Source organism: Flavobacterium erciyesense (assembly GCF_018069925.1).
GTDB classification, from domain to species: domain Bacteria; phylum Bacteroidota; class Bacteroidia; order Flavobacteriales; family Flavobacteriaceae; genus Flavobacterium; species Flavobacterium erciyesense.
Genome location: NZ_JAGPXB010000007.1, coordinates 42,550 through 60,190 on the forward strand (window position 1 = coordinate 42,550; position 17,641 = coordinate 60,190).

General features: G+C 34.4%; 10 protein-coding genes. 6 read left to right on the forward strand and 4 right to left on the reverse strand.

Annotated elements, in window-relative coordinates:
* The first annotated feature begins 266 nt into the window (after positions 1–266).
* The 3 genes from KBJ98_RS09095 to KBJ98_RS09105 all read left to right on the forward strand — a co-directional run bounded on the left by KBJ98_RS09095 (position 267) and on the right by KBJ98_RS09105 (position 3,327).
* On the forward strand, positions 267–1,598 hold the full coding sequence (locus tag KBJ98_RS09095; protein WP_210789795.1) for an amidohydrolase family protein: 1,332 nt from the start codon (positions 267–269) through the stop codon (positions 1,596–1,598).
* A 355-nt stretch (positions 1,599–1,953) separates the two neighbouring features.
* A complete protein-coding gene (locus KBJ98_RS09100; RefSeq protein ID WP_210789798.1) occupies positions 1,954–2,829 on the forward strand; it encodes a DUF808 domain-containing protein in 876 nt (291 codons plus the stop codon).
* A 243-nt stretch (positions 2,830–3,072) separates the two neighbouring features.
* A complete protein-coding gene (locus KBJ98_RS09105) occupies positions 3,073–3,327 on the forward strand; it encodes a PH domain-containing protein (RefSeq protein ID WP_210789801.1) in 255 nt (84 codons plus the stop codon).
* Between the two features lie 701 nt (positions 3,328–4,028).
* On the opposite strand, the gene KBJ98_RS09110 is transcribed toward KBJ98_RS09105, so the two are convergent.
* The 3 genes from KBJ98_RS09110 to KBJ98_RS09120 all read right to left on the reverse strand — a co-directional run bounded on the left by KBJ98_RS09110 (position 4,029) and on the right by KBJ98_RS09120 (position 10,506).
* Positions 4,029–5,033, reverse strand: coding sequence for a PorP/SprF family type IX secretion system membrane protein (locus KBJ98_RS09110; RefSeq protein WP_210789803.1), 1,005 nt, complete (start codon positions 5,031–5,033; stop codon positions 4,029–4,031).
* Between the two features lie 16 nt (positions 5,034–5,049).
* On the reverse strand, positions 5,050–9,408 hold the full coding sequence (locus tag KBJ98_RS09115) for a PKD domain-containing protein (RefSeq protein WP_210789805.1): 4,359 nt from the start codon (positions 9,406–9,408) through the stop codon (positions 5,050–5,052).
* 267 nt (positions 9,409–9,675) lie between these two features.
* A complete protein-coding gene (locus tag KBJ98_RS09120) occupies positions 9,676–10,506 on the reverse strand; it encodes a M57 family metalloprotease (protein WP_210789807.1) in 831 nt (276 codons plus the stop codon).
* A gap of 544 nt (positions 10,507–11,050) precedes the next feature.
* Here KBJ98_RS09120 and KBJ98_RS09125 point away from each other — a divergent pair.
* Positions 11,051–13,756 (forward strand): S8 family serine peptidase, encoded by a 2,706-nt coding sequence (locus KBJ98_RS09125; RefSeq protein ID WP_210789809.1) that lies wholly within the window; start codon positions 11,051–11,053, stop codon positions 13,754–13,756.
* Between the two features lie 134 nt (positions 13,757–13,890).
* Complete coding sequence (locus tag KBJ98_RS09130; protein WP_210789811.1) at positions 13,891–14,778, forward strand: carbon-nitrogen hydrolase; 888 nt, start codon at positions 13,891–13,893, stop codon at positions 14,776–14,778.
* 76 nt (positions 14,779–14,854) lie between these two features.
* Here the strand turns inward: KBJ98_RS09130 and KBJ98_RS09135 are convergent, their stop codons facing one another.
* Positions 14,855–16,375, reverse strand: a complete 1,521-nt coding sequence (locus KBJ98_RS09135) for a choice-of-anchor I family protein (RefSeq protein ID WP_210789813.1) — start codon at positions 16,373–16,375, stop codon at positions 14,855–14,857.
* Positions 16,376–16,558: 183 nt separating this feature from the next.
* On the opposite strand from KBJ98_RS09135, the gene KBJ98_RS09140 reads away from it, so the two are divergent.
* Positions 16,559–17,599, forward strand: a complete 1,041-nt coding sequence (locus tag KBJ98_RS09140; protein ID WP_210789815.1) for an agmatine deiminase family protein — start codon at positions 16,559–16,561, stop codon at positions 17,597–17,599.
* Positions 17,600–17,641: the final 42 nt, after the last annotated feature.

Genomic DNA, 17,641 nt, shown 5'->3' on the forward strand with positions numbered 1-17,641 from the left:
TAGGTAATATCTTCAAAACACCTTCAAAAGAGAAAATTCTTTTGAAGGTGTTTTTTTATTCTATCATAAGACACAAGTAAAGCGATGAGCAATTCAACATTCAAGTTTTATATGGGTATCAGACAAATAAGAAAAATAATAAAAGAAAACTACTAAGTGCGGTGGCAACAACATTATTATAAGTCATTTAGCCTTTAATTTTTGGTAGCTAAAATTTGATTAAAAAAATTTTATGCTTTTCTTTGACTTCTAAACTAACTACCACTATGAAAAAACTTGTACTTACTTTTATTCTTTTTGCTTACACTGCTAGTTACTGCCAAAAACTAGATCTTGCTTTGGTTAATGGCAATATCATTACAATGAAAAACGACAAAGTACTATTAAATCAAACCGTTTTAATAACTGGAAATAAAATCTCTAAAATAATTCCAAGTACGAAATGGAAAAACACTGAAAACGTAAAAACTATTGATTGTACTGGTAAATACATCATGCCTACGCTAGTAGATATGCACATGCACTCTAACCCTTACATGGATACGTATGCACTACCGTTTTTTATGAAATATGGAGTAACTACCATTAGAGTAATGGCCGGAAACGATGCGATACGCGTTAAAAGAGACAGTATTCGAACCAATAAACTAAAAAGACTACCCGATATTTATATTGCATCCGAGTTAATTGATGGCAATCCACCGTCCTTTGGTGCTGACCATCAAGGCCCAATCGTGACAAAAAAAGAACAAATCATTCCAATAATACAAGAGCAACTTAAAAAAGGATATGATTTCATAAAACTTTATAGTAGACTCAAACAAGACGTTTTTCAGGAAGCGGTTGCGTATTGCAAGGCTAATAAAATTAAAGTTACTTACCACATTCCGACCGACGTAGAAAAATCAAAATTCTTTCAAAATGCTACTGGCGAAATTCAGCATTTAAGCGGTTATGCCCGTTTTGCGCACGCCCAAGATAGCTTACCTAAAAAAATTATGCTGAAAAATTATGACGTCCCGTTTGACGAAGTTTCATCAAAGTCAATAAATGACGAAAAGCTTAAAACCGCAGTCAGCCAAACAGTCAAAAATAAAATTTGGAACTGCCCTACTCTAGTCCTATTTTACAATAAAACAGACACTATTTTTTGTAAAAACATTTTAAAAACTAAAATTCATCCCGGTTTAGATGGCCTATTAGGTTGGTGGCAAAGCACCGGTTTTGGCAATAGTCCTGAACTCACTAATTACACTAAATTTCAGCATCAAACGGTTGCGTTATTGCACAAAGAAAAAGCACAACTACTAGCCGGAACCGATTTCCCAAATCCATGGTTAGTTCCCGGCCTGTCCTTACATCAAGAAATCGAACGATTTACCATGGCTGGTTTAAGTAACTACGAAGCCTTGAAAACTGCTACCGTAAATCCCGCCATTTGGTTTGGACCTACCTACGAAAAAGGATATGTGGCAGAAAATAAAATTGCCGACCTCCTAATTTTAAATCAAAACCCTTTAACGGATATAAAAAACACAACTGCAATTTACCAAGTTATACACAACGGAAATCCTTATTTGAACCAAGATCAAAAGTAAAGTAGTACTTCAAAAATCACGACTTCAATTATCTGGTAAAATACTGATAAAATTAGGAGCACATAAATCGTATTTATTCAAGACTATTAGTCCTGCTCTACGCTAAATCACTTTGCTACGCGCCGTGGATACCGCTTCGATCAGGGCTATGATCGATAACTATTTTTCAGCAGTCGCTCACATTTGCGTAACCCTTCAGAACAAAGGCATCAAATATTGACTAAAACTGCTACAAAGCATATCTTTAATACTTTTTTTTAAAGCAAAAAAGTTTTAGCTTCGCACCACAAAACAATAAAATGGGTTACTGCTTTAAAGCAATAAGTTATTGCACGCCCTACTAAAAACTAGAATTATGGCATCAGGATTTTTCGCATTATTAGATGATATCGCAGCAATGATGGACGACGTGGCTGTCATGAGCAAAGTAGCTGCAAAAAAAACAGCTGGAATTTTGGGCGATGACTTGGCCGTAAATGCTGAAAAAGCTTCCGGCTTCGTTTCCAATAGAGAATTACCTGTGCTATGGGCCATCTCAAAAGGCTCTCTGTTGAACAAAGTAATCATTCTACCCATCGCATTTGTACTCAGTGCTTTTTTGCCAACAGCTGTTACTATCATTTTAGTATTAGGTGGTTTGTACTTGGCGTACGAAGGAGCCGAAAAAATCTACGAATATTTTTTTCCACACGAACACGCAAAAGTAGAACTTACAACCACAGAATGGACCGAAGAGCAAGTACTATCGTTTGAAAAAGAAAAAATCAAATCGGCTATTGTAACCGACTTTATTCTATCGGTCGAAATAGTAATTATTGCACTGGGTACCGTTTTGGGCGAATCAATTGGTAAGCAAATAGCAGTAGTTTCGATTATTGCCTTAATTGCTACAGTTGGCGTTTATGGTATTGTGGCTGTTATTGTTCGTATGGATGAAGCAGGGTTAAAACTAATTCAATTGAACTCAAATGAAAAAAGCTTTACCTATAAATTCGGAACAGCTTTAGTCAAAGCATTACCGCTAATCATCAAAGCTTTATCTGTAATTGGTACCATCGCTTTACTTTTGGTAGCCGGAGGGATTTTCGCACACTACATTCCATTTTTACACCATATTAAAACGCCACTTCCTGCATTTGTAATGGAATTCGCTTACGGTTTAGGATTTGGCTTAGCTGTATTGATCGTAGTAATGTTAGTTAAGAAAATTTTTGGTAAGAAAGCACATTAAGTGTTCACTTTATACACGGATTACAAAATCAGTCTTCGGACTGATTTTTTTTTGATAGCAGTTTTATTCGAAACAAAAATTCAAAAGATTATTTTCGAATACAATTAAAGATTATTCAAAAAGACCCTCTTTTGACCATTGTATTTATAGAAATTTCCAGTAGTTTTGAAGTATCAAATAAAAGTACAGCAGTAGCTAAATAAGCAAGAAAGAAAAGAGAATCAGCGTTAAAAATAAAGTAATATGGATATTGTAAAATTTAAAATCACACCCAAAACCATTAAAGTTGAAGTTCGAAACTCGAACAACTATGTTTTTGATTTTAATAACTCCGTAGCCATTGCAAAAGAGGATAGAGACGTTCTTTTAAAACTTTATAATGCTTTAGATTTACTATTTAAAAAAGATACTCCTACAGAAATAAAAAACTACATTTCACCCAATCAAACCAACATTCTAGATCAAATTGAAGAAGTTGGTGAGCTTGATTCAGAATAATATAGTAAACCATTCTGAAACCTTTAGCGCAAACCAATCAAAAAAAAATCTAGTTAAAATATTTAAATCGAAGTGTTTAGATGCTTAAAAGGTTCCCTTTTAAGCAGAAATGAAAAATAATAACAACCTTTACTACCAAGATTGCGCTGAAAAGAATACAAACCTAAAAACATGCTCGAAGATTTCTCTTTTATTGGTTTGATATTAATTCCAGCAATTTTTTTCATTAGCCGAAAAGCATTGCGCGAAAGACAACCATTTTTAATAATTTTTTGTGTTTGCATAGTTTGCGGAATTTTGGCAATCTTAAACTTTGAATCAGCCGAAAGAGGAAAACCGAACTTTGCATTTATTTGGTTTTGTCCATTATATTCTCTTCTCCTATACAGAATATTATTAATCGCATTTTGGGCAAGAAAAAAAAGAGACCCGAAAATTCCACAGCCTGAACTATTTTATAATGGAAATGTAGATCTTTTTGCTGACAGAATTTTTGGTTTAATTTTTATAGTATTGAGTATACTATTGCCAATGTATTTGATCACAAAAAATTATTTGTAAAAACTACCGCTAGCAGGCGTTTGACAAGATCGGGACTGTAAGCTGAATTTAAAGATAGTTTTGTCTTTAAAAACTTTGTCTTTAACAGAAAATCTCGAATCTCTTATCCCGACCTCGCAAAGCGGTAGAAAGAAATAATCCTAACGTCCGGTATAATTAGGACAACCAAAACATTTTTTATCCAGATTAAATTGATAGGTTAAGGATAGCTCATAAATCCCGCCTGTTTTACCAATTTTTGAAGTATTTAAATCGTAAGCCAAGCCCAATCTTAAATGATCGTATTGCAAGCCTGTAAATAAATTGACAGAAGTTAGCAACTGACTATTCAAACCATTTTTAGCAGGATTGGTCACTGCAGTGGCACCAAAAAACATTTTTTCAAACAATAATGAGGCTCCTAAATCAACTCTATTGTAGCGACCTTGTTGCATATAATTAGAAGTTAAAAACAACTTTGTTTCGTATGGAAAGAATTTAACATCAATGTAATTGGCTAATAAAAATTCATATCCTGCACTCAATGAAAAAAATGTGTTGAGCGGTAAATTTCCATCTTGAGTAAGCGCAATATTTGGCTTATTTAAATGTTTCATTGAAAGACCAATCCACATATCATCCGTATTAAAAACCATTCCTGCACTCACATCAAAAAAGCTAATTTTATCGTTTCTAAGCAAAGGGTCAATCGAACTAGCATTGATAATTCCTGTTCTAATATTAATTTGATCTTCAAGAAGTAAGTTTTGAAATGCAAATGATTTAAAGCCAAAACCTACCTCTATAGCTGGTCGAAATTGCCAATTATCACTAATTTGAACACGATAAGCATAATTGGCATTGAGTTGCGTGAACGTGTAATTGCTGGCATTTTCTCTTTGATTCAAAATGCTAATTCCAAAACCAGAATTCATTTCTTCGTTCCAAGTATTTAAAAAAGCATAATCTGTATCAATTTTTAAAGCCAAATCAGGCCATTGCTCACGGTGAATTATACCCGTGTAAGTTGTTTCCATAAAACCTGTAAAACCCGGATTTAGTGTTTCAGGAACCAAAAAATATTGTGTAAAAATAGGATCTTGTGCAGTACTTGTCGCAAAAAAGCAAGCAGTAATAATAGTGGTAATAAAAAATTTAAAATTCATTCTACAATGCTTTTCATTATTTAATTAATGTAAATGCGCCTTCTTCGACAACTGTTTTATTGTAAAAAGTAGTTGCTGAAAGTTTGAAATAGTAATTTCCATTTTCTGCATCTAAATCTTTTACTTTCCCGTTCCAACCGGCAAGTGTTTGACCTTTTTCAGTATAAACGATGCTTCCCCAGCTATCATAAACATCTAATGTCATCTCAATAAAACCTAAAAAAACAGGCACAAACGAATCATTTACTCCATCACCATTTGGCGTAAAGGCATTAGGCATAACTACACTATAGCCTTTTTGCACAAGCAGAGTTTTAGTATTTACATATTGACATCCAAAAGGATAATTTACCGTTTGTTTAATTGTATAGGTTCCTGGCTTCGTATAAATATGTTGTGGACTAGCTTGATCTGAGAAATTTCCATCTCCAAAATCCCAAGAAATACTAGTGAAATCGCCAGTAGCTAAATTAGAAAATTGAACCGGATCATGAATGGAGTAAAGCTGGTAAACATCGTTACCATACGAACTTGTTTCAAAATTTGGAGTTCCTAGAACTGGCGTAGCAACATTAAAATTAATCGCTGCGCTACAACCAAAACTATCTGTTACACTAAAAATGATCAAACCATTATTGTTGGTATTCATAATCTCGTTGTTGCTTCCAGAAACGATACCATCAGACCAACTCAAAGTATAGGGTGGTATTCCTCCTTTTACTTTACCCACAAACGTTTGTTTTACAAATTTAGTTTCACAATTATAATCCGTAAGCACCTCAACAGTCGGAGTTAATTGTTCAAAACGTGTTATTTTCCATGACTGTGTCTCCGTGCAACCATTTGCATCGGTAACAATTACGGTATAGTTGTCAGGAGGTAAATTTTGCAAATCTTCAGTAGTTGCACCATTTGACCATAAGTATTTAAACGGCTGTGCACCACCTGTTACTACCAAATTGATAGCTCCAGTATTGGCATTTGAGCAGCTTAATGTATTAGTTACATCAGCTTTCAATTCTAATAGTAAGGGCTCATTAATTATAAAAGTTCTTTTAATTTGACACATTTTAGCATCTGTAATCGTAACAGTGTAGCGGCCTGGCCCTATATTATTTCGCTCAATTCCAGCAGTTGAATCATCATCCCACACTAATTTTACAGGAGTCAATCCACCAACTAAATTCAAACGAATGTAAGCATTCTTAGCCCCAAAACACGATATGTTTTTAACATCAGGATTGATTGTAAATACTGGTGCATTGTCAATAATAACTGGGAAAATCTTCGAACAATTTAAGGCATCTGTCACGGTAATTAAATACGTTCCCGCAGATAAATTATTCTGAACCAAACCAGTTCCTAAATTGCTCCATTGTACTTGGTACGGCGCTCCTGTTGCAAAAGGAATTCCACCTTTAATATTCGTAATTGTAATAGATGCATTCGCGTCGTTGTAACAAGCTATTTCCGTTTTGGTAAACTCAAGTGCTATTTCATCGTTTTGGGAAAGAATCACTTGTAAATTTGCTGTGCAATTTGAATTATCTGTAACCACTAAATTATAAGTACCAGCGGGAACATTTCTTAGGTTTTTATTGCTGCTGCTAAAACCATTTGGACCTGTCCAATTGTAACGATAATTAAAATTTCCAGGAGTGGTTTCAACTACACGCCCACCACTAGGTGTAACATTTATTTCTCCCGTGCTAAAACCATAGCATAAAATATCTACTTTACTTTCTAATTTCACCTCTAGCAATGGCGGATTTATTACATTATAAGTACCTGTTAAAATATCGCAATTATTAGCTTCTTTAATTGTAACCTTATATGTACCCTCTTGCAAATTTCTAACATCTTCAGTTGTTGAAAATGAAACCCCATCTTTGGTCCATTCATAAGTATAAGGCAAATTACCTCCTATCACATTCAAATCAATAGTTCCGTCATTTTTATTAAAGCAACTGATATCAATTTTTGATGCTCCAAACTGAAACTTTCCTGGCTCTTCCACCAAATATGATTTGACAAATGGACAATTACCATTATCAATAACTCGTAATGTATATAATCCAGGTTTTAGATTAATGATAGAGCTGGTATTGGCAGAAAATCCGTCAGGACCTGACCAAGAAAACTGGTATGGACTACCTGTTGCAAATGGAATTCCTCCAGAAACTACAATACTCAAAGAAGCATCATTTGCACCAAAACAACTTGATTTTTTATTCGTTTCTACTACTTTAATCAAAGGGTTTACTACAACCGTTATTGTAAAGGCTGGCCCAGGGCAACTTCCTGCCGTTGGGTTGATGGTATAGGTAACTGTGGCAGGAGTGTTCGTATTATTTACTAATGTTTGACCAATAGCGCTAACGGGAGAAAACTGTCCGACAGCACCACTTACCGCTCCCGCAGGCGAAACAACCGGATTAGTCCAAGTATAAGTCGTATTTGCTGGAACGTTATCAATACCATTAGAAATAGGGCGAACAAAAAATGAAGAACCACTACAAATTGATTCGGATTTTGGACTAATTATTGGCGAAAGAACCGTATTTACTGAAAAATTTCGTGTTGCAGTAGTAGTACCACAACTATTGGTTACACTAAAAGTGGCTTGGTAATTTCCACTAACCGAATAAGTAATAGAACCCGGATTCAAAAGAGTTGATGTTGATGGAGTTCCACCCGGGAAACTCCATAAGTAAGTCAACTCTGATTGCGGAGCGCAACCATCTACTACGGTACCAACAGGCTGAATAGTAGCCGAATTACAAAAATCGGATATTGGATTAAGCGTAATTTTTGGTGGTGTTTTAACTTCTATAAGCTGTACATTAACTCGTTCTACACCACATGAATTTATGGTTGTAAGGCGTAAATAATAAGTTCCTGGAGTTACAAAATTAATCACTGGATCCTTTGAATTCCGTCCAGTACCATTAGCAAAAAACCATTGTTCTGGCTTTTTACCACAAAAACCTTCAAAATAATTTATTACCTCCCAAATGTACGTTTCTGTTCCACAACTTTGCCTTACATCTGTTGTATTGGTTATTTGAGTATTTGAATTGGCACATGGCTTTGAGTAGGTGAAATTAGGTTGCAATACAGGTTCTACGCAAATTGTTCTGGTTACTGTTCTTCCAATTCCGCACGGCGTTTGGGCAAACATAGTTATTGTATAAGATCCTGGATTGTTATAAACATGTGATGGATTAACTGCTCTTGAAACAGGACTGCCATCTCCAAAATCCCAAGTATAAACATTAAAAGTACTACAGTCATTAGTGTAACCTGCAATGGTATTATTATTGAAAAACACTGATCTACCTACACAATTAACGCGATTCACGTTAAAATCAACCACAGGAACATCTAAAATAATAATAGGACCAGCTGTTAAATAAGTGCTCCCGCATGAGGTAGAAATAATTAAAGCAACTGTATTTCCGTTGGGACAATTGAATCTAGTGAAGGTATGTGGAATTGGAAAATTTTGAGAAGCTGCTGGATTGGCCTTGTTGTAATAAATCGAGCTCTCTAATTGTGCCTGAGTATAATTTACGATAGTTCCATCTCCATAATTTACCTGATATTTTGTATCAGAGGGATTGAGAGCCCAAGACCCAATTGCAAAATTCATTGGCGCCACTGGAAGACAGAAATTGGTTGTATTTCCGGGAGCAATTAAGGCTCCAATTGGGTTATTAGAATTTTTAACAATATACGAAACACGGTTATTACAACCAATGGCACCTACTGCAGTGATTACCATATTAAACGACCCCAACTTTTCATAAGTATGTTGCTTAGGAAAAATAACATTAGTCTCTTTTCTACCATCTCCCCAATCAACATTATAAGAAGTTATACATGAAGTAGATGCCGATACATTTTCAACATCTATCGTATAACTTAAACTGGAATTATTATCACCGCAACGTTCAAAAACCGAATTAGACCCTGCCACTCGATTAACAAATTTCAGATCAGGTTTTTGTTGTACCAAAACCGGTTTACTAACTGTGCTTTCTTCTCCATTCCTGTCTTTAACTGTTAATTTGACAAGAAAAGTTTGGATACCGCAACCTAAAGCCGAAAAAGCATGAGTCGGATTACTGTCTGTAGATGTTTTACCATCCCCAAAGTCCCAAACAAAAGTATAAGGAGCATTACCGCTCAACGTTGGGTTAAATGTAATGGGTGTATCAGAGCAACTACTATTGTTATTAAAATTAAAATCTACGCTTGGAGCAAATTCTTTAATCTCGTTGTTAGGGTATATCGTATTTGCTAGTAACGAATTAATTCCAAAAAAGAATCCCAAAAGCAAATACCAGCGGAACAGAAGCGTATTTTTTTGCATGAAAACAAAATATATAATTTTCTCACAAAAATATAGTAATTAATCAACTACACAATTAAATCATGGGTTATTTTAAAATAATATTACACAAAAAATATTTTTAATACTAGTTATGTAAACATCAGATTTAAACTTAAATAATCAAATTACAAGCACTGTTTATTAACTATAACTGAAATTAAAAAAGAATAGAATATAAAAAAAAGGCTATTTCTCAACAGAGAAACAGCCTTCTTAAAATTTGCAAAGTGTTTATAATACTACTTATTAGTATAAATAATTTAAAGCAGTAACATCGTTAGTATTAAATACACCAGTGTCACTTGAACTGAAACAAGCTCTCATGTAAGAAGTAGCATCATATCCAGTTGGAGTACCAGGAATATGAATTGCTCCTACACCAGCTGTTCCTTCATTGGTATTTTGACCACAACTTTGACGGCTAAACCAATCTGTGTGACGCATTCCAATACAGTGTCCGATTTCGTGAGCAGCTACATGCGAGTTTACACCAACTGAATACGTGTCCATACCAGAGTATAAAGTCACTGTATTGAATGGGTTTCCTCCTGATGGGAATCCGGCTACTCCGCCTGCTCCACCAACTTCTCTGCGTACAACAATATTAGCACCAGTGGTATTAGAACTAAATGTTAAAGAGAACTTAAGCCTTAAGTTAAGACTATTGTATCGATTAACTGCCGCTTGTAATCCCGAACGCATGTTAGTACTTAGAGCTGATGAACCAGTACCTGATAAACCAACAACTTTAATCGTTCTTGTTCCTGAAACAAGATTAGTTGTACGATATTGCTCCGAGGTAATACCTCCATGCAAGTCCATGCTATTAATTTGTTTTTCAGTCATGATAATATCGCCTTCAATTAAAAAAGCATCTTCTGAAACTCCATTTGCATTGGTATGTTTGATTACTTTCACATCTTTATTGTTGAATGAAAGCGCACTAAGTTTAGCTAAGATTTCCGGTGTTACTTTTGTAGCTTCCGCTTTTACAGCTGTAGTTTCGTCATCTTTTGTACATGCCACAAAGGCTAAAACAGCACAAGACAACATTAAAATTCTTTTAATTTTTTTCATCGTTTGGTTAATTTTAAGAAAAGTTAAATAATTATTTTTTTGAAACACTTTGCAAATTCCAAAAGCCGAAAATAGACAATAAATTTTGTACGAAAATCACAATTTACATAATTTAACAATTTTAACATATTAAGTTACAAATATAACAATTTAACAAAAGAAATGATAAATAAGCAGCATTTTAGAATTAAGACTCATTTATCAATACAGTAATTTTATTGTTAAAAAAAAACAATATGTACTAAATATGAATAATAAAATATCATACTATAAATTTTATTTAATAAAATGAAAAATACAAATAGAAATTATTTTTTTATATTTGAAAAAAAGTAAACAATAAATTTAGTTAAGTAAAAAAGTATAAACAATAGTAATTTTATATTTTTTAACATAATTTTTGTAAGGTGTTAAAATGGAAAAAACCCTAACGCAATAGCTCCAAAATAATACAAAATCACAAATTCTTACAAATAAATCATCAGAAATTAGAGCTACAAGACACAAAAAACTTTAAAAAACTGCGCTTACAATATTTAAACATATGAATTGCAAAATCATCTTAGCATTACTTTTCATTCCTCTGATTACATTTTCTCAAAAAATAGATCAGTGGAAACATTTAATTGTTACCACAGACAAAAAACTATCTTCAAGCTTCTTTTTAACCACTGTTGCTAATGCAGTAAATACTAAACAACAAATAGTAAAACAATTAGACGCAAAATTTTGTATCATATCCGTTTCAGAAAAATCATCAGCAAAATTTAGGGAACAAATTTATCCAGTTAACAATGATTGGAAACTACCGCAACAAACTTTAAAAAAAAATAAAAAGATCAATTTCAATCTCTCAACTTCTAACATTGATTTACTACAAGCCACATTAAACAAGCTGCAAATAGCACATATAATTATTGGTAATTATATTGTTTTGCGTACTGATTTAAAAACCATACAAAGCCATATTTTGCCATTACCCTTCGTTTTGTCAATCACAACAGAATCCTTTACTCCTACTCTGGAATCTAAAATCAGAGATCAAAATTTAACTGTAAATCAAATAAACGGGCTTTCAGAAAAATTTCCGCTCATCGAAGGTGCCAATCAAATAATTTCTATTAAAGATGATTTGTTTGACAGAACAGATATTGACCTACTCGGAAAATATATTCCGTCTAGTACAGAGTCAGCACAAGTAGGTTCCCATGCTACTGCTATGGCAACTATTTCAGCAGGATTAGGCAATAGTTCAGCATTAGGTAAAGGTGTTGCGCCTAAGGCTAAAATACAATCCTCTAATTTTAATTCACTTTTTCCTGATCCAATTAATTCCCTACAAGGTGTAACTGTTCAAAATCATTCGTATGGAACAACTATTGAAAATTTTTATGGTCTACTAGCAAACTCTTACGACAAAAATTTATTTGAAAACACCAGCCTAAACCATGTCTTTTCGGCAGGAAACAGAGGAACTGAGGGCTATAAAACCATTACAGGCAACTTTAAAAACTCTAAAAATAGTATTGTAGTTGGTTGTGTAGATACTAATGAACAAATACTGCCTTTTTCGTCAAAAGGACCTGCTAATGACGGTCGAATAAAACCCGAAATTGTTGCTTACAGCACAGAAGGTACCTCCAATAGCGCAGCCATTACTACTGGAGTTATCGCCTTGATGAACGAACTACATACTGCAAAAAACAAACAGCCGTTACGTAATGATACTGCCAAAGCCATTTTAATAAACAGTGCTAAAGATTTAGGCAATAAAGGCCCTGATTATACCTTTGGTTTCGGGAATATAAATGCTACGAAATGCTTGAATACTATAAATGAAAATCGGATTATATTAGGTAAAATTGGATCCATGCAAACTAACACACATCAAATAGAATTGCCTGCCTCCGCAAAAAATCTAAAAATATCATTAGTTTGGACTGATCCAGAAGCGCCTGCCAATAGTACCTTTTGTTTGGTAAATGACCTTGATTTATCTTTAAATTCAGCTACAGAAAATGAATTGCCTTGGATTCTTAATGCAGCAAATCCAGTAGCTCCTGCAACTAAAGCGCCGGACCATCTCAATACAATCGAACAAATTGAGTTAGCAAATCCTCAGGAGCAAACTTATACTTTGACAGTAAAAAGTCAGCTTTTACAAAATGATTTTCAAAATTACAGTATCGTTTATGATTATGAATCAGCCGATACCTTTGAATGGTTGTATCCAAAACGCAATGATAATTTCCCATTTGATGGAAAAAATCCTTTTCCTTTTAAATGGAAAACCAATCAAACGAATACAATCGGAACATTATCTATAAGCTTCGACAACGGATTATCATGGACACCAATTCAAAATAATATCGATATACAAAATCAACGCTATTTGTACTTACCAGCTCAACCCCTTTTTGCGCAAGCTAAACTTAAAATGAAGATTAACGAACGAGAATATCTAAGTGATTCCTTTATTTTATCGTACGACTTAAACGTTACCACAACTTTGGCTTGCAGTGGAATTACAGAAATTACTTGGTCTAATCCACCTACTGTCAACGCTTTCAATATTTATACATTGCGAGACAATAGCTTACAATTTAAAGAGCAAATAACAACTAATACCTACACCTTTACCGATGCCACAAATTATACGGTAGCACCCGTTTTTACAGGAATTGAGGGCATCAAAAGTGAATCAACTGCAGTCACAACACCTAATACAGATTGTTACTTTGAGTCGACTCTAGCTGAAATTGAATCAGAAAATCAAATTAAAATTAGCGCTAGTCTTTTTAGTCTTTTTCAAATAAAAAAAATAGAAATACTCAAAACAAAAAATAATCAAGAAACTGCTGTAAATACCATCTTAAATATCAATTCAAAAACAATTACCGTAACAGATGACAATCCCGAAATTGGTATTAATCGCTACTTTATAAGATTAACTTTAACTGATGGAACCGTATTTGACTCGTCCGTATTTGAGACTAATTATTACTTCGAACAGTTATTTTTTGTTACTCCAACCTTAGTTCAAAAAGACAACAAACTTTTAATTGAAGCTAAATCCGAAGGCGCTAGCGAATTACAACTTTTTAATAGTAGCGGACAATTAATACAAACCAATCCTATTAGTTCAAAATCCTCAGAAATCACGCTTATTAATTTCACATCTGGCGTATATATTTATAAGCTTATTACCGCTAAAGGCGAGACTCAAACCGGGAAATTGATCAAAATCTAGTGGTAAAGTGCTAATGAAATTGCCAAAAAAAGGACCGCAATGAAAAAGCGAGCCTTTCTAAAAACAAATTGGCTAACACCCTATTTTTTACTCTTTCTAAAATTCACTATTTTTGCAGTCTAAAATTAGAAAGCATGTCAAATAAAAAATACAAAATAGCGGTTATTCAGTTGAATTTGAATGATGTTGCCGAAAACAACTTGAAGAAATGCATCAGTTGGGTTCGCGATGCCGCAAAACAAGGAGCAGAAGTTATCTCTTTGCCTGAGTTATACAGCAGTCATTACTTTTGCCAAAGCGAGGATGTTGAAAATTTTTCGATTGCAGAGCCTTTGTACAGCACTTCTTTTACTGCTTTTAGTGCTTTAGCAAAAGAACTAGGAGTGGTTATTATTGTTCCTTTTTTCGAAAAAAGAATGGCGGGTATTTATCATAACAGTGCGTACATTATTGATACTGACGGGACAGAAGCTGGCTTGTACCGCAAAATGCATATTCCAGACGATCCCGCTTTTTACGAAAAATTTTATTTCACACCAGGTGATTTAGGATTTAAAAACAATCCAACCAAAAAAGGAAATATTGGAACTTTAATTTGCTGGGATCAATGGTATCCTGAAGCAGCTCGTTTGACCGCTTTGAAAGGTGCTGAAGTATTGTTTTATCCTACTGCAATTGGGTGGCACCCACAAGAAAAAGAGCAATATGGCGAAAACCAACACAATGCTTGGATGACTGTAATGAAAGGGCATGCCGTAGCAAATGGTGTGTATGTTGCAGCAGCTAACCGCATTGGCTTGGAGCAATATTTACCTGACACGGCTGGTATTCAATTTTGGGGTTCCTCATTTATTGCTGGACCGCAAGGAGAAATTTTGGCACAAGCCTCACATGATCAAGAAGAAATCCTAATTGCCGAAGTGGATCTTGATTTACAAGAAAACGTTCGTCAAAACTGGCCGTTTTTTAGAGACCGCCGTATTGATGCTTTTGGAGACATTACAAAAAGAGCCATCGACTAAATTTATATTGTAAAAACAAAACAAGCCTGCTAATTTTAAATTCAGCAGGCTTTTTTGTTTTAAATAATGACTTTATTTAATTCAAATCCGGTTGGAAAAATTTCACTACACCATCTCCTTCACTACTTACAACGAGTAAACTTCTTTTAGTTGGACTCTTTGATGCTGGTATAAAAAGTAAACCTTCTGGTGCATCGCCAGTTTTAAAACTTTGCAAATACTGTGGAACTGATGGGTTAGTAATGTCATAAACCATTACTGTATCTGTTCGTTCTAAGCCAACAAATAAAATATTTTTATTTCCCATTTTTGCCACCACAACAGCCTCTGGTTCTGAACCTTTGTCATCACTACGTGCATCGTCATAGGTTCCAAAATCTTGAGAACGTTTATCTAAATCATTTTTGCTATCAAAAACCAAAGCGCCTGAATTTCCGTTCCAGATGGTAAAAGAACGCGCTCCAAAACTAATTAATTCATCCAAATCACCGTCAGTGTCAGTGTCACCTTCGGTAGCTACTAAATTCAAACGTCCCATTTTAGGATCAGTTTTTAAAGTTACAGCATCAAGGAAAACAGTTGGATCTAATGATAAGGATTTCAAACGGGTAACATCACTATAGTTATCATATTCTCTAGCGTCACCCTCATTAGCTGTTACAAAATAAGTAGTTCCGTTTACTGTATAACTGGCAATTGCATCAGGCATGAACAATCCTTTTAATTTCCATGGAGTGAAGGCAATTACATTGTCTCTATCACTTACGTCGATGCCATTTTCAACGCTATTGAAATCTTTATAACCCAATCCAAAAAGAGCCGTTATGGTTTTGCTAGTCAAATCTACTTTAGCTACTCCATTGTTTTCTTGTAAAGTGATCCAAGCCGTTTTAGAATCTTCAGATATAGTAACATATTCAGGCTCAATATCTGCTGCAAAAGATTTTGCTTTTTTAGAAATTCGGAATCCTTTAGCTTTCAAAGTTGTTAATTGATTTTCGAATCCCGAAAAATTTAAAGTTGTCACAGCATAGTTATTGTTTACATCAATAATCGAAATAGTTCCATCAGGATCTATAGAATAGTCTGCATTTGGCTCCCCTTCATTGGCCGTCATAATAAATTTCCCATCAGGCGAAAAGGTTATCATATCAGGTAATGCACCAACAGTAATTTCTTTAATCAAGGTATAGTCAGACGTTTTAAAAACAATTACTTTTCCATTTCCTTGTTTGTTAGTAGTAGATTCTAATGCAACCGCTAATTTGCCATCATAAACAGCCACACTATTTGATGCTCCATTATAAACCGATAAATCAATCACAGCTAATTTTTTAGGACTAGTAGGATCTGATAAATCAATTACATCAATTTGATTGGTGTTGCTGTTATTTACTGTAAATAATTTTTTACCCACTTCATCATAGGCACTAATTTCAGCAGCACCCGTTCCTCCTATAGCAAGAGAACCGATTTCCTTAAAACTTGCAGCATTTTCATTAACGATTAACTCGGGTTCTTGGTTTGCATTCAAATCTTTCTCGCAACCTACCAACACGGCACCGGCAACCAAGAACATCATAAATTGTTTTTTCATAATTGTGTGTTTTTTGTTTTTGCCAAAACTAACACGCAACTGTATTTTTGAAATTAACACAACATTATATAATTATTACCAAAACAATCCAGGTTCATTTCAAATGTAAAATCAGTCAATACATAGTTTTCGAGAATGAAGTTGAATGTTTATATTTGCAATCTTTCAAATAATAACTTCTTTATGACTACAACTACAAGACGATTTCCTGCAGAGTGGGAAAAACAACAAGGAATGTTACTTTGTTTTCCTCACAATGGAAAAGATTGGCCTGGAAAATACGAAGCCGTTCAGTGGGCATTTGTTGAATTTATTAAAAAAGTAGCCGCTTTTGAAACCGTTTATTTGGTTGTAGCAGATGAGCAACAAAAGCAAAAAGTGCAAGAAATGCTAGAGATGGCACATGTTTCAGCCGACTCGATATCTTATATTTTATACAAAACCAATCGCAGTTGGATGCGTGACTCAGGACCAATTATCGTATACAATGGTTCTGAAAGAGAAGCTTTAAACTTTAATTTCAACGGTTGGGCCAAATACAAAAACATACAGTTAGATAAATTAGTTCCTGAAAAAGTAGCCACTCATCTTGGCTTACCGCTAACGCAAGTGGTATACAAAGGAAAACCTGTCATTGTAGAAGGCGGTGCGATTGATGTAAACGGTCGAGGTACTTTGTTAACTTCTGAAGAATGTTTATTGCATCCAGACATTCAAGTACGAAATGCTGGTTTCACAAAAGAAGATTACGAAGCCGTGTTTAAAGAATATTTAGGTGTTACCAATGTCATTTGGCTTGGAGACGGAATCGTAGGAGATGATACGCACGGCCATATTGATGATTTGTGCCGCTTTGTCAACGAAGATACCATTGTGACTATTGTAGAGACAAATCCAGAAGATAAAAATTACCATGCCCTACAAGACAATTTAAAGCGCTTGCAAAATGCAAAACTAGAAAATGGTAAATCACCAGTGATTGTAGTGTTGCCAATGCCTAAAAAAGTACTTTTTGACGGACTACAATTACCCGCAAGTTATGCGAATTTTTTAATTTTGAACAACTGCGTTTTAGTACCTACATTTAATGACAGTAATGACCGAATTGCATTGAATATTTTATCAGAATGCTTTCCTGATAGAGAAGTTATAGGAATCAGTGCTACTGATTTCATTTGGGGATTTGGAACTTTGCACTGCTTAAGTCAACAAATTCCACAGTAACAATTAAAATTCTAAATAAAAATAGGCTGCCTTTATGGGCAG

What these genes read in the sequence shown, in the direction of transcription:
- KBJ98_RS09095 (WP_210789795.1), top strand. Translation starts at nt 267, where the DNA reads ATGAAAAAACTTGTACTTACTTTTATTCTTTTTGCTTACACTGCTAGT.
- KBJ98_RS09100 (WP_210789798.1), top strand. Translation starts at nt 1,954, where the DNA reads ATGGCATCAGGATTTTTCGCATTATTAGATGATATCGCAGCAATGATG.
- KBJ98_RS09105 (WP_210789801.1), top strand. Translation starts at nt 3,073, where the DNA reads ATGGATATTGTAAAATTTAAAATCACACCCAAAACCATTAAAGTTGAA.
- KBJ98_RS09110 (WP_210789803.1), bottom strand. Translation starts at nt 5,033, where the DNA reads ATGAATTTTAAATTTTTTATTACCACTATTATTACTGCTTGCTTTTTT.
- KBJ98_RS09115 (WP_210789805.1), bottom strand. Translation starts at nt 9,408, where the DNA reads ATGCAAAAAAATACGCTTCTGTTCCGCTGGTATTTGCTTTTGGGATTC.
- KBJ98_RS09120 (WP_210789807.1), bottom strand. Translation starts at nt 10,506, where the DNA reads ATGAAAAAAATTAAAAGAATTTTAATGTTGTCTTGTGCTGTTTTAGCC.
- KBJ98_RS09125 (WP_210789809.1), top strand. Translation starts at nt 11,051, where the DNA reads ATGAATTGCAAAATCATCTTAGCATTACTTTTCATTCCTCTGATTACA.
- KBJ98_RS09130 (WP_210789811.1), top strand. Translation starts at nt 13,891, where the DNA reads ATGTCAAATAAAAAATACAAAATAGCGGTTATTCAGTTGAATTTGAAT.
- KBJ98_RS09135 (WP_210789813.1), bottom strand. Translation starts at nt 16,375, where the DNA reads ATGAAAAAACAATTTATGATGTTCTTGGTTGCCGGTGCCGTGTTGGTA.
- KBJ98_RS09140 (WP_210789815.1), top strand. Translation starts at nt 16,559, where the DNA reads ATGACTACAACTACAAGACGATTTCCTGCAGAGTGGGAAAAACAACAA.